Source organism: uncultured Roseobacter sp., from assembly GCF_947496515.1.
In the GTDB taxonomy this organism is placed as follows: Bacteria; Pseudomonadota; Alphaproteobacteria; order Rhodobacterales; family Rhodobacteraceae; genus Roseobacter.
In genome coordinates this window covers 60,142-72,671 of sequence record NZ_CANMDB010000012.1, presented here as the reverse complement: position 1 = coordinate 72,671, position 12,530 = coordinate 60,142, and the positions used below count along the sequence as shown (strand labels likewise).

Below are 12,530 nucleotides of genomic sequence, written 5' to 3'. Positions count from 1 at the left end.
AAAAAAATCGCTCAATTTCCTATGCCTCTGAACAGGGGATCTCGGACAGGCAATTCCGGTGATCCTAACCCACATCGGCTAGCGGCGGCGTAGCTTTTCGAAGGAGCATTGGACGCTTGGTGTCGCACTTCAAAATCAACGGGCTCACGATTCTCAACCCATCAAGCGGAAGAGTTTATGCACCCATAGGAAAAAAAGTTGTATTTTATGAAATAGCTTGTAACGGTCCCGCAGACACACATAGCCATCACAAAGCTGTACACCGCGTGAAAGACAACACTCAAAGCCACAACCGTATCGATGGTCGCCGCGTCGCCGGACGGATCCTTGATCAGTGCCGGGCATTTATCGAAACCAACGGCCCAAGGGGCTGCCTTGTTTCGGTCTCTATAGGCGACGTGCCCGAAATCGAAGTATATGTGCGCAATCAGGAGCGCGGGGCGGCGAGCGCAAAACTGCCTTTTGAAACCCGCTTCTGGCCCGGCGACATCACGCAGGACGAGGCCAAGGCCCGCATCCAGGCCATGAATGATGATCGCCACGTTCTGGGCATCATTCTGCAACGCCCAGTGCCCGACCACATCAACCTGCGCTCGCTGCAATCGGCCATCCACCCGCTCAAGGATGTCGAGGGCATGAACCCCGCCTCCATCGGCAGCATCGTTTACTCTAACGTGGCGCTCGCCCCCTGCACCGCCGCCGCCAGCGTGGAATTGATCAAGGAAACCGGCCTCGACTTCAAAGGGCTCGAAGTGATCATGATCGGCCACTCGGAAATCGTCGGCAAACCTGCCGCCATGATGTTGATGGCCGAAGGGGCCACTGTCACCGTCTACCACCATGTGACGCGGTCAGTGGCCATGCACTCGCGGCGGGCGGACGTTGGGGTGGTGGCCATGGGCATCCCGCACTTCCTTAGCCCCGATATGATTAAACCGGGCGCGGCGGTGATCGATATCGGCATCAACCAGATCGACGGACCAGACGGCCCGCCCCAGATCGTGGGCGATGTAGACACAGGCGCGGTAGCCGAAATTGCAAGCTGGGTCACTCCCGTGCCGGGTGGCGTGGGGTCTGTTACCATGGCGATCCTGATGCGCAATGCAACGCTGGCACACCAGCGCCAGGTCGCCGCAGGATGGATGGACTAAGATCGGAAAACCGCACAACCGTTTCGACGTCGCCGCCGCGATAGACACCCAAGCGCGATCGCGAGTGATCGAAATTCACGTGTCCAAAGGGTTCAGCGGGCTTGAACTGACTTCTATCACCCACGTGCTGGCCACCGCCAACACACTTCTGGGCCGTGATCAGTTTTCCTGGCGCTACACCACAGACGCGCCTGGGATCATCACGGGTGATCAGGGCGCTCTTGTGCGCGCCGAACCCGCCATCACGGATCACCGATTGGCCGATATGATGGTTGTTGTGGGGGGCAAAGGCGCGATCATCGGCGCATGGTTGCCACGGGCCCGCGCCATGCAGCGAAAGGCCCGCACGGTCGTGCTGCTATCTGACGCCGCTACGGCCTATATCCAGGCGACCAAGCTGCCGGCAGGCCGTGTTACCACCCACTGGCGCGACGTGACTGCGCTGGTCGAAACGGGCTATCACCCGAAACTGACTACGCATCTCAGCGAAAACTCTGACGGGATCATCACGGCAGCGGGCGCCGGTGCAACGCTTGAACTCATGGTCGGCCTGATTGCGCCGCACCTGACTGGCCCGCAGGTAGCGGAACTGGGAAATCACCTGCTGCTGCAGACCATCCGCAAAAGCGATGCCGAGCAACCCAAATGCATGGCTGACAACGAGGGTCTGTTCGACGCGCGCCTGACCGAAGTCATCCGTTTAATGGAGGACACGGTGAACGATCCCTTGTCCATGGACGAGATCACAGCGCGCGTCAGGATCTCGACCCGGCATCTTGAACGGGTGTTCCGCGCGACTTTCGATGATACCCCTGCCCGCTTTTACAAACGCCTGCGGGTCAAGCGCGCCCGCACGATGATCGAAGAGTCGCTGCTGCCCATGATCGACATTGCCATAGCCTGTGGCTTTGGCTCGTGCACGACGATGGCCAAGGCGGTCAAAGGGGAATATGGCGCAACACCCTCTCAGATGCGGTCGCGCAAAAGCATTCAGTTGCTCACCTACGAAGGGCGTCAGACGGCCAGATAGCCAATCGCTGCAAAGACGATCAGCATTCCAATCCACTGGATGCGCGCCACCGCTTCACGCAGAAACACGGCGGCCATGATGATTGTTAACACACCAAAGGTCGAGGCCGCAACCGAGGCAAAAGCGTGATAAGCGTAGGATCCGGCCAGCATCACTGCCCCGATGGCAATGGCATCCAGCGCCCCCATCACCATGAGGACCGGCAGGGCCGAGAGGTGTGGTATCACGGGCTGACGCCACATCAATGCCAGCACACCGACAATCGCGACAGCGCCGATGCGCGCCACCGCGATTGCGGTCATCTCTGCCCCGCCCTCGACCGACAACTGGCCCAAGGCAAAGGACACGGCAAAGCCAATGGCCGCCGCGACCGACCACAGGATGGCGGCAGGTTGCGCGCCAGCGCCGTCCGCGTCTTTGGATGTTGCCGCAACGAACCCGCATCCTCCCACCACGACCAGCACCGCAATCCACTGCAGCGCCGTGACGTCCTGCCCGTTCACGACCGCCCATCCCACCGACAGGATGGGAAAAGCCGCGACAATGGGCGCGACCACCCGGACCGGTGCGATGGCCAGCGCGCGGTAGAACGCCAGCCCGGTCAACCCGAACACGACGCCCGACGCCGCTGCATAAGCGCCCGCGCGCCCTTCAAGGCCGCCCACACCGAGGGCAATTGCAAGACACCCGGTCGCGACGCATCCACTCACGAGAACGGGAAATAGGGATTGAAACACGCCGACCCGCTGCGAAATGTAGCGCACTAGCGTGTCATGCACGCCCCAGCACAGGGCCGCGATCAGCCCAAGAGTCAGTGCACCCACGGGCCGGACCGCGCAGAAAGGATTGATTTTCTCACGCGGCGATGCCCCTTTTGTTTGCAGCGAATGTACGTCCCGAGTATTCTCACAGTTAAATTTTTTTTCCGCTAGTGCAAATTCGTGCAGCGTTCGGAGGCCAAGATGCTCGACTCCCCCTATCCAAACGTCAGGCCCGGCCCGCCGCGACCCAGCCGGATCGTTGAGCCTGCGCAGTTTTCGATGCCGCGCGGCACCGAACGCTATGTGGTGCAAGGGGGCGGCGCGGTACTTGTTCCGGTCGAAGCGGGTGATCAGGTGACGATCATCAATGACGAGGGCGGGCAGGTCTGCGAGGTTATCGGGGCTGACGCGCAAGGGCGCGCGGATCAAGGCCTGCTCGATCAGTCCGCCGACGCGCCCGCAGATGGATTGCGCGCCCTGCTTGACGGCGACGACCGGTCACTACGTGGGCTGCGCATGGGCCTTGATGCGCGCAAAGTGGATATCGCGGCGGCCCGTGCTGTGCGTCTGTTTGATGACGCCACCCGCGCTGGCGCAGAACAGGCGATGCGCGTTGTGCGTGATGGCGCTCTGATCATTGCCGCCCCCGGCGGGGCCATGGATTTCGAGGCGCAGAACACTGTCACTCCACTGACCGTGATGATCAAGCGGGCCACGATCAAAAGCCACGTCAAGTTCGAATTGCCCGACCCGCTGGCCGACCCTGTGGCCGACATCCGCGTCCACACGCAAACAGCCGAGGCGTTTTTCGTTAAAGCAGGCGACTACATCCAGATCATCGATGTGGATGGCCGCCAGTGTACGGATTTTGAATGCTTCTCGGCGCGCAAGCTCGACAAAGGGATCGAACACGCGCTGGATGTGACAACCACCCGCACGCTGATGGGCCACGCCTATCCCATGCCGGGGCTGCACGCGAAATACTACGATCAGGAAATGCTGCCGCTGGTCGAGGTGGTGCAGGACACATGCGGGCGACATGATGCCTTTGCGCTGGCCTGCTCGGCGAAATATTATGACGACATCGGCTATCCCGGGCACATCAACTGCTCGGAAAATTTCAACACCGCCCTGTCAAAGTTCAACGTCACAGGCCGCCCCGGCTGGATGGCGATCAACTTCTTCTTCAACACTTATCTCGACGAACACGGTGTGTTGTATTCGGACGAACCGTGGTCGCGGCCCGGCGACTACGTGCTATTGCGCGCACTGACCGACATCGTCTGCGTCTCATCCGCCTGCCCGGATGACACCACGGCGGCCAACGGCTGGAACCCCACCGACATCCACGTGCGCACCTATAGCGGGCGCGAGACCTTTCAACGCAGCGCCGCCTACCGGCCCACCCCTGATGCGGACCCCAAAATGACCAAACAAACCGCCTTTCACGACAGTTTTGCCAAGCACACCCGCAACTTTGTCGAATATAATGGCTACTGGCTGGCCAACTGCTTTGCCGAGGCTGGCCCGATTGAAGAATACTGGGCCTGCCGCCAAAAGGCAGCGATCATGGACCTGTCCCCTCTGCGCAAGTTCGAGATCACCGGCCCGGACGCCGAGGCGCTGTGCCAATACGTGTTCACCCGCAATATGAAGACGCTGGCGGTGGGCGGCGTCGTTTATACCGCGATGTGCTATGAACATGGCGGCATGATTGACGACGGCACCGTGTTCCGGTTGGGCAAGGACAACTTCCGCTGGATCGGCGGCAATGACTATGGCGGCGAATGGCTGCGCGAGCAGGCGGACAAACTGGGGCTGAAAGTACTGGTCCGCTCCTCCACCGACCAGCTGCACAATGTCGCCGTGCAAGGCCCGGAAAGCCGCGATCTGCTGCGCAAGATCGTGTGGACCGCGCCACACAATCCCGAGTTCGACCAGCTTGGCTGGTTCCGCTTTACGCCCGCACGGCTGATGAACGAAAGCGGCACGCCCTTTGTTGTCTCGCGCACCGGCTATACGGGTGAGTTGGGATACGAGGTTATGTGCCACCCCAAGGATGCGCCTGAAATTTTTGATGCGATCTGGGAGGCGGGTCAGGATCACGGCCTGCGCCCCATGGGGCTTGAGGCGCTCGATATGGTGCGGATCGAGGCGGGGCTGATCTTTGCCGGGTATGACTTTTCCGACCAGACCGACCCGTTCGAGGCGGGTATCGGGTTTACCGTCCCGCTCAAATCCAAGCCCGACGATTTCATCGGTCGCGACGCTCTGATCAGGCGCAAGGAACACCCAAGCCGCAAACTTGTTGGCCTCCATGTCGACAGCAATGTGCAGGTCGATCACGGCGATTGCATCCATATCGGACGCGCGCAAATCGGGGAGGTGACGTCGTCGATGCGCTCGCCATTGCTCGACAAGAACATTGCGCTCGCCCGCATCGACGTGGCCCACGCGGATATCGGCACGCAGGTCGAGATCGGCAAGCTCGACGGCCACCAGAAACGGCTGCCCGCCGAGATTGTCCCCTTTGCCCATTACGACCCGAAAAAGGAGCGGCCCCGCTCATGATCCGCCGCGCTTTTCTGGTCGGCCTTTTGACCCTCGCCCTGCCCGCTCACGCTCAATCGGTGAAACTGCAAGCGCACGAGATCGACGCGCTGTTGTCCGGCAATACCGCCATCGGCAAATGGGACGGTGCATCCTATCGGCAGTATTTCGATGCGGACGGAACCACGATCTATGCACAGCAAGGCGCACGCTCGGCCCGCGGTGAATGGCGCATCGACGCGGAAAAGGATGAATACCAAAGCATCTGGCCCCGAGATGCCGATTGGGAGGGGTGGTTCGTGATGGAATGGGCAGGCACGTTCTACTGGGTCAGCAAGAAAACACCGCCCACGCCGTTTGAACTGGTCGAGGGCGAACAGTTGGTCAATCGGTGATCCGCTGTGCATTCACCATGATGCTTGGCGCTACTGCCGTCCATGCGGATACGTATTGTGCTGATCTGACCGCGCTTGCAAACGGCAGTGTCACCGAAATTGCCCTTCCATCTGGTGCGGCTGGCACGTGCTCCGTATCGCAGGATCTGATGGGCGCGCGCGCTCTCAACTGCCGGTGGCCTTTCGGCTATCGCGCACGGGCCGCAACGGATACCTTCGCCGAATTGCTCGACGCGACGGCGCGATGCCTCGATACTGACGGCGTCACCGACCAAGGCGTCAACCACCCCGACAGCTACGACTTGCGCACATTCAAAACGGACACGGCGCACATCGGCGTGTCGATCAAAGACAAGGGCGCACTGCAGCAGACGTTCATCTTTCTGCGCGTCGCCCCGCCCCCCTAGGGATCTCAACCCTAATTCTGCAAATAGACCTCAAGACTGTCATCCAGCGCATCGACCCAAGGCGTATGATGTTTGGGCGCCATCGTCCCGGTCATAACGGATGTGTACCCATTGTCGCGGAAGGTCATGATCCCCTGCTTCTTGTGGCTTTTCCATTCCTTGAACGCCTTGCAGGCCCCTTCGACATCGAATGAGGGATAGTCCGTTTCGGCGATCAATTCCTTGATGTAGTCGCCCTGATACCAGATCGCGTCATAGTCATCTTCGCCCGCATCCTCGCGCGCAATCCGGTCCACCACATCAGCCTCCATCTCGGCCTTCGACGGCATCGTGATCTTGCCCATGACAGCATCGCGCACCCACCACGCCTGCGCGTCAAACATGTTGAAGGTGAACCACTGGTCTTGCATCCCCAGATAGAACAGCGCGGGATTGTGCACCCACGCCACCCCTTTATAAAGGTCTGCCGTCGCCAACCGGTTGGCGGTCTTCAGCCGCAAATCCTCGGCCATGAAGGGGAAGTGATGTTGGTAGCCGGTGCACAGGATCACCGCGTCCACATCGCGGCTGCTGCCATCCTTGAAATGCGCCGTCTTGCCATCCACGTGGGTCAGCAGCGGCACCTCGGCCCAGTTGTCGGGCCAGTCGTAGCCCATGGCCGCCGTCCGATGCGACACCGTGATCGAATTGGCCCCGTATTTCCAACATTGCGACCCGATATCCTCGGCCGAATAGCTGGTGCCGACGATCAGGATATCCTGATCCTTGAACTCAAGCGCGTCGCGGAAATCATGGGCGTGCAGCACCCGGCCCTTGAAGCTGTCAAAGCCGGGGAATTCCGGCACATTCGGGGTGGAAAAGTGGCCCGAGGCGCAGATCACGTGGTCGAATGTTTCGCTGTATTCGTTGTCCGCAGGCAGGTCCTTGACCGTGACGGTGAACATGCCGTCCTCGAATTCGACCCGGCGCACCGCTGTTTCAAACCGGATCCAGTCGCGCACGCCCGCCTTCTCGACGCGGCCCTGAATGTAGTCAAACAGAACCGCACGCGGAGGGTAGGATGCGATCTGTTTGCCAAAATGTTCCTCAAAAGAGTAGTCGGCGAACTCAAGACCCTCTTTCGGCCCGTTTGACCACAGATACCGATACATCGACCCATGCACCGGCTCCCCGTACTGATCGACGCCCGTGCGCCAAGTATAATTCCACAACCCACCCCAATTTGCCTGTTTTTCAAAGCAGACGATCTCGGGAATATCGTCGCCGTTTTGCTTTGCGGATTGGAACGCGCGCAGCTGCGCCAGCCCTGATGGTCCGGCCCCGATGATGGCGATACGTTTGGGCATGGTGCGACTCTCCTGACTGGTTTCGGTTCGCAACAATTCGACTGCGATCATCCCTGCAAGTCAACTAATTTGCACAGCAGTGAAATTGTGCAGGTGACTTTTTCGATCCCATCTTGTTGATTTCAGGCAAGTCATCACGACGAACGGAGAACGCGTTATGGGCCACGCTCGCCTTTGGCTTTGCCGTTTTTGGCGGCGCGGTCGGGTGCATCCTGATGCTGCTATGCCGCAGTGTTGCCGCGCCGGTCTTGGCATTCTCTTTGGTTGCAACAGTGGTGACAGTCATCCAGACGACGTCCGCGCTTGGCATGACCCCAAGCACCCTTTTGGCACTTTTGGTCTGGGCCGCACTGTTCTGGTATGCCACGATTGCCGCGCGCAAGGACTGGCTGCGCTGAACCGCGCCTGCCTTCAGATGTCGAGCGTGTTATCCTTTTCCCACTGCGAGAAATGCGCGGTGAAATCATTCCATTCCTGCGTCTTCATCTTCACATAAGACGCTGAAAATTCTTCACCCATCGCCGCCTTGAGGCTCTTATCCTTGTCGTATTCACGCAGCGCATCCAGCATATTCAGCGGCAGTTTGGGCGCGCCACGCACCTTGTGGCCCTCAGCATACATGTCGATGTCATGCCGCTTGCCGGGATCTGCCTCGGTGCGAATACCATCCAGCCCGGCAGCGATAATCACCGCTTGCAACAGATAGGGGTTCGTCGCCCCGTCCGGCAGGCGCAACTCGAACCGACCGGGGCCGGGCACGCGCACCATATGGGTGCGGTTGTTGCCTGTCCACGTAACGGTGTTCGGGGCCCAGGTGGCGCCGGACATGGTGCGGGGCGCGTTGATGCGTTTGTAGCTGTTCACAGTCGGGTTGGTGATCGCGGCAAGCGCGCTCGCATGTTTCATGATCCCACCAAGGAAGTGGCGACCCTTTTCCGACAGGCCCAGTTCAGCCGTCTGGCTGCTGTCATTGGGTTCCACCGCGAACACGTTGGTTTTGGCATCCCCGCCGGGTGCGTCCCAGACCGAGATGTGCGCGTGACACCCGTTGCCCGTCAGCCCCTCAACCGGCTTGGGCATAAAGGTTGCGCGAAAGCCATGCTTTTCAGCGACGGACTTGGTCATGAGTTTGAAGAACGAGTGCTTGTCGGCGGTGCGCAGCGCGTCGTCAAAGTCCCAGTTCATCTCGAACTGGCCATTCGCGTCCTCGTGGTCGTTCTGATACGGCCCCCAGCCCAGATCGAGCATGTAGTCGCAGATCTCGCGCACCACGTCATAACGACGCATCACGGCCTGCTGATCATAGCAGGGTTTGGCGGCGGTATCATATTCATCGCTGATCTGATTGCCGTCCGGTGTCATCAGGAAATACTCGGCCTCGATCCCGGTTTTGACGTGCAACCCTTCGGCGGCGGCCTCGTCAATCAGGCGGCGCAGCACGTTGCGCGGGGCTTGGGCGACATCCTCGCCCTCCATCACACAGTTGCCCGCAACCCACGCGACCTCGGGTTTCCACGGCAGTTGAATGACCGAGGACGGATCAGGCACGGCCAGCATGTCCGGGTGCGCGGGCGTCATATCAAGCCAGGTGGCGAAACCGGCAAAGCCTGCGCCATCTTCCTGCATGTCCGCGATGGCCTGCGCAGGCACCAGCTTGGCCCGCTGGCCCCCGAAAAGGTCGGTGAAGGAAATCATGAAATACTTGACGCCGTTGTCGGCGGCGAACTTGGCAAGATCAGTGGTCATCTGTCTGTTCCTGTTGGTCTTTATGTGGTGAGGGCGCGTGCCGTAATGGCCGCGCCCTTCGTTTTGGTGATCAGTAAGAGGTGCCGGGCTTGCCGGGATACCAGTCTGTGCCCGCCAGTGGGATTTTCGCCATGGCCGCCGCCTCCATCGTCAGCGCGCACAGGTCCTCGGGTTCGAGGTTGTGCAGGTGGTTCTTGCCGCAGGCCCGCGCGATGGTCTGCGCCTCAAGCGTCATGACCTTGAGGTAGTTGTTCAGCCGCCGTCCCCCTTCGATGGGGTCAAAACGCGCCATCAACTCAGGGTCTTGCGTGGTGATCCCGGCGGGGTCCTGTCCTTCGTGCCAGTCGTCATAGGCGCCCGCCGTGGTGCCAAGCGCGTTGTACTCGGCCTCCCATTTCGGGTCGTTGTCGCCAAGCGCGATCAGGGCCGCGGTGCCGATGGCAACCGCATCCGCACCAAGCGCCATGGCCTTGGCGACATCCGCCCCGGTCCGGATACCGCCCGACACGACCAGTTGCACCTCGCGGTGCATATCGAGGTCCTGCAGCGCGCGCACCGCCTCGCGGATACAGGCGAGGATCGGCTGGCCGACATGTTCGATAAACACATCCTGTGTGGCGGCTGTGCCACCCTGCATCCCGTCCAAAACGACGACATCCGCGCCGGCCTTCACCGCAAGTGTGGTGTCAAAGTAGGGCCGCGCGCCGCCGACCTTGATATAGATCGGCTTTTCCCAATTGGTGATCTCGCGCAACTCGAGGATCTTGATTTCCAGATCGTCCGGTCCCGTCCAATCCGGGTGACGACAGGCAGAGCGTTGGTCGATCCCCTTGGGCAGGTTGCGCATCTCGGCTACGCGGTCGCTGATCTTTTGGCCCAAAAGCATGCCGCCACCACCGGGTTTGGCGCCTTGGCCCACCACGATTTCAATCGCGTCCGCGCGGCGCAAATCGTCGGGGTTCATCCCATAGCGCGAGGGCAGATATTGATAGACCAGCTTGTTGGAATGGCCGCGTTCCTCTTCCGTCATGCCGCCATCGCCCGTGGTGGTCGACGTGCCCGCCATTGTGGCCCCGCGCCCCAAGGCTTCTTTCGCACCGCCGGACAATGCCCCAAAGGACATGCCCGCGATTGTGACCGGAATATCAAGCTGGATAGGGTTCTTGGCAAAGCGGGTGCCAAGCGTGACGGAGGTTTCGCATTTCTCGCGATACCCTTCCAGCGGATAGCGCGACATGGACGCGCCCAGAAACAGCAGATCGTCAAAATGGGGCAGCTTGCGCTTGGCCCCGCCACCGCGAATGTCGTAGATGCCGGTGGCCGCAGCCCGCCGGATTTCAGCATTGACCGGGTTGGAAAAGGTGGCCGACTGGATCGGCATCGTGCGCGGAGCGCCGTGAGGGCCCGTATTGCGCGGCGCGCCCTTTTGCTCGTCTTTCATGGTCGCCCCTTAATACGCGTTGTCGATGTTAAAATTGTAGAGCTGGCGCGCAGACCCATACCGCTTGAACTCGGACGCCTTGGCATCGCAGCCGCCACGTCCCAGCAACTCTTCGAGCAGGGTCAGGTGTTCGGGCCGCATCTCTTTCTCGATGCAGTCGGCCCCGAGGGATTTGACCGAACCGCGCACGAACAGGCGCGCCTCATAAAGGGAATCGCCAAGGGCCTCACCCGCATCTCCGCAGACAACCAGATTGCCGGACTGCGCCATGAACGCCGACATGTGCCCGATATTGCCGTGTACGATGATGTCGATGCCCTTCATCGAAATACCGCAGCGCGAGGATGCATTGCCCTTAATCACCAGTGTGCCGCCATGGCCTGTCGCGCCTGCATATTGCGAGGCGTCCCCTTCGACCACGACCATGCCGGACATCATGTTTTCCGCCGTGCCGGGGCCAACCGAGCCGTGCACATGTACGGTCGCTTGCTTGTTCATGCCCGCGCAGTAATACCCGGTCGAGCCTTTGATATTCACCTCTATGGGCGCATCAAGGCCGACGGCGATGGCGTGGCTGCCTTTGGGGTTCACGATTTCCCAATGGGTCTGGTTGGTGTTTGCCGCTTGGGCGTGAAGCGTGGAGTTGAGGGCACGCAGGCCCTCCGCCTCAATGTCGAATGTCTGCATTTACGCCGCTTTCTCTTGCGCGGTGGGGGCCGCGTTGTGCGACCAGAAATAAACGGTGGCGGGCTCGGGTTCCCACACCTTGGCGGTCTCGATCCCCGGTAGGTTCACCAGCGCGCGATATTCCGAGCCGAATGCCACAAATTGATCGGTTTCGGCCATCACGGCGGGCTTGCACGCAATCGGATCACGCACCACACCGAACCCGTCCTTGGTGCCGACCACAAAGGTAAAGAACCCGTCAAGATCATCAAGGCTAGATGTCAGCGCCTCGCCCAGGGTCGAGCCGTTCTGCATTTTCCACGTCAGGTAGGCCGCCCCGACTTCGGTGTCGTTTTCCGTTTCGATATGCACGCCAAGGCGGCGCAGCTTGCGGCGCAGCGAGTTGTGGTTGGACAGCGATCCGTTGTGCACAAGGCACTGGTCGATCCCGGTATTGAAGGGATGCGCGCCCATGGTCGTGACCGCCGACTCGGTCGCCATGCGGGTGTGCCCGATCCCGTGCGTCCCGGACATTTGCCGAATATCAAAGCGGTCTGCCACATCTTTAGGCAATCCGACCTCTTTGTAGATCTCAAGGGTTGATCCGTGGCTCATCACCCGCACATCGGGGCGGATTTCGGCAAGGATCTGACGCGCGGCGGCGACCTGATCCGCCTGCAACGACAGCACCGCATGGGTGTCTTTGACGGCCATCGAAACCTTGCCCTGAACCCGTTTGCGCAAGTCATTGTCCAGCTTGTCGAAATCGGTTTCCGGCGCGCTCGACTGCACGGTCAGCTTTGCGTTACCCACTGTTTCATCACCATAAATCGCGATGCCGGCGCTGTCGGGGCCACGATCGGTCATGGTGATCAGCATGTCGGTCAGCATATCGCCAAGCCGGGGCTCCAGCGAGGTGTCTTTCAGAAAAAGTCCGACGATCCCGCACATGGCGAAGGCCCTCCCAAAAAGTGATCTGTCGTTCGACTCGAACGCTAACATCGTTACATCACATGCTCAACCAATGGGAAACTAAT

General features: G+C 60.4%; 12 protein-coding genes. 6 read left to right on the top strand and 6 right to left on the bottom strand.

All coding sequences use genetic code 11. From position 1 onward, the window contains the following. Positions 1–266: 266 nt before the first annotated feature. Both Q1A53_RS18560 and Q1A53_RS18555 read left to right on the top strand, forming a co-directional pair. Positions 267–1,151 carry a bifunctional 5,10-methylenetetrahydrofolate dehydrogenase/5,10-methenyltetrahydrofolate cyclohydrolase gene (locus Q1A53_RS18560; RefSeq protein WP_299969453.1) on the top strand — a complete coding sequence of 295 codons (885 nt, stop codon included), beginning with the start codon at positions 267–269 and terminating at the stop codon, positions 1,149–1,151. A gap of 64 nt (positions 1,152–1,215) precedes the next feature. Further along, positions 1,216–2,181 (top strand): helix-turn-helix domain-containing protein, encoded by a 966-nt coding sequence (locus tag Q1A53_RS18555; protein ID WP_299969283.1) that lies wholly within the window; start codon positions 1,216–1,218, stop codon positions 2,179–2,181. Here Q1A53_RS18555 and Q1A53_RS18550 read toward each other — a convergent pair. Continuing rightward, a complete protein-coding gene (locus Q1A53_RS18550; protein ID WP_299969281.1) occupies positions 2,166–3,005 on the bottom strand; it encodes a DMT family transporter in 840 nt (279 codons plus the stop codon). The two genes, Q1A53_RS18555 and Q1A53_RS18550, sit on opposite strands and share 16 nt — an antisense overlap. 138 nt (positions 3,006–3,143) lie before the next feature. On the opposite strand from Q1A53_RS18550, the gene Q1A53_RS18545 reads away from it, so the two are divergent. The 3 genes from Q1A53_RS18545 to Q1A53_RS18535 are packed head-to-tail and all read left to right on the top strand — an operon-like array spanning position 3,144 to position 6,294. After that, positions 3,144–5,513 (top strand): aminomethyltransferase family protein, encoded by a 2,370-nt coding sequence (locus Q1A53_RS18545; protein WP_299969451.1) that lies wholly within the window; start codon positions 3,144–3,146, stop codon positions 5,511–5,513. After that, on the top strand, positions 5,510–5,887 hold the full coding sequence (locus Q1A53_RS18540; protein WP_299969279.1) for a hypothetical protein: 378 nt from the start codon (positions 5,510–5,512) through the stop codon (positions 5,885–5,887). Before Q1A53_RS18545 ends, Q1A53_RS18540 begins: the two co-directional genes overlap by 4 nt. Beyond that, complete coding sequence (locus tag Q1A53_RS18535; RefSeq protein WP_299969277.1) at positions 5,884–6,294, top strand: hypothetical protein; 411 nt, start codon at positions 5,884–5,886, stop codon at positions 6,292–6,294. Before Q1A53_RS18540 ends, Q1A53_RS18535 begins: the two co-directional genes overlap by 4 nt. Before the next feature lie 11 nt (positions 6,295–6,305). Here Q1A53_RS18535 and Q1A53_RS18530 read toward each other — a convergent pair whose 3' ends face one another. Then, a complete protein-coding gene (locus Q1A53_RS18530; RefSeq protein ID WP_299969275.1) occupies positions 6,306–7,640 on the bottom strand; it encodes an NAD(P)/FAD-dependent oxidoreductase in 1,335 nt (444 codons plus the stop codon). Between the two features lie 113 nt (positions 7,641–7,753). Between Q1A53_RS18530 and Q1A53_RS18525 the strand changes: the two genes are divergently transcribed. Beyond that, positions 7,754–8,038 (top strand): hypothetical protein, encoded by a 285-nt coding sequence (locus Q1A53_RS18525; protein ID WP_299969273.1) that lies wholly within the window; start codon positions 7,754–7,756, stop codon positions 8,036–8,038. A gap of 13 nt (positions 8,039–8,051) precedes the next feature. On the opposite strand, the gene glnT is transcribed toward Q1A53_RS18525, so the two are convergent. From glnT to Q1A53_RS18505, 4 genes are all read right to left on the bottom strand, one after another. Next, positions 8,052–9,386 carry a type III glutamate--ammonia ligase gene (gene glnT, locus Q1A53_RS18520; protein WP_299969271.1) on the bottom strand — a complete coding sequence of 445 codons (1,335 nt, stop codon included), beginning with the start codon at positions 9,384–9,386 and terminating at the stop codon, positions 8,052–8,054. A gap of 70 nt (positions 9,387–9,456) precedes the next feature. Then, on the bottom strand, positions 9,457–10,827 hold the full coding sequence (locus Q1A53_RS18515; protein WP_299288676.1) for an FMN-binding glutamate synthase family protein: 1,371 nt from the start codon (positions 10,825–10,827) through the stop codon (positions 9,457–9,459). A 9-nt stretch (positions 10,828–10,836) separates the two neighbouring features. Further along, positions 10,837–11,514, bottom strand: coding sequence for a protein GlxC (locus Q1A53_RS18510; protein WP_299969269.1), 678 nt, complete (start codon positions 11,512–11,514; stop codon positions 10,837–10,839). Beyond that, positions 11,515–12,444, bottom strand: a complete 930-nt coding sequence (locus tag Q1A53_RS18505) for a glutamine amidotransferase family protein (RefSeq protein ID WP_299969267.1) — start codon at positions 12,442–12,444, stop codon at positions 11,515–11,517. Between the last annotated feature and the right edge of the window lie 86 nt (positions 12,445–12,530).

What these genes read in the sequence shown, in the direction of transcription:
- Q1A53_RS18545 (WP_299969451.1), top strand. Translation starts at nt 3,144, where the DNA reads ATGCTCGACTCCCCCTATCCAAACGTCAGGCCCGGCCCGCCGCGACCC.
- Q1A53_RS18515 (WP_299288676.1), bottom strand. Translation starts at nt 10,827, where the DNA reads ATGAAAGACGAGCAAAAGGGCGCGCCGCGCAATACGGGCCCTCACGGC.
- glnT (WP_299969271.1), bottom strand. Translation starts at nt 9,386, where the DNA reads ATGACCACTGATCTTGCCAAGTTCGCCGCCGACAACGGCGTCAAGTAT.
- Q1A53_RS18505 (WP_299969267.1), bottom strand. Translation starts at nt 12,444, where the DNA reads ATGTGCGGGATCGTCGGACTTTTTCTGAAAGACACCTCGCTGGAGCCC.
- Q1A53_RS18530 (WP_299969275.1), bottom strand. Translation starts at nt 7,640, where the DNA reads ATGCCCAAACGTATCGCCATCATCGGGGCCGGACCATCAGGGCTGGCG.
- Q1A53_RS18540 (WP_299969279.1), top strand. Translation starts at nt 5,510, where the DNA reads ATGATCCGCCGCGCTTTTCTGGTCGGCCTTTTGACCCTCGCCCTGCCC.
- Q1A53_RS18510 (WP_299969269.1), bottom strand. Translation starts at nt 11,514, where the DNA reads ATGCAGACATTCGACATTGAGGCGGAGGGCCTGCGTGCCCTCAACTCC.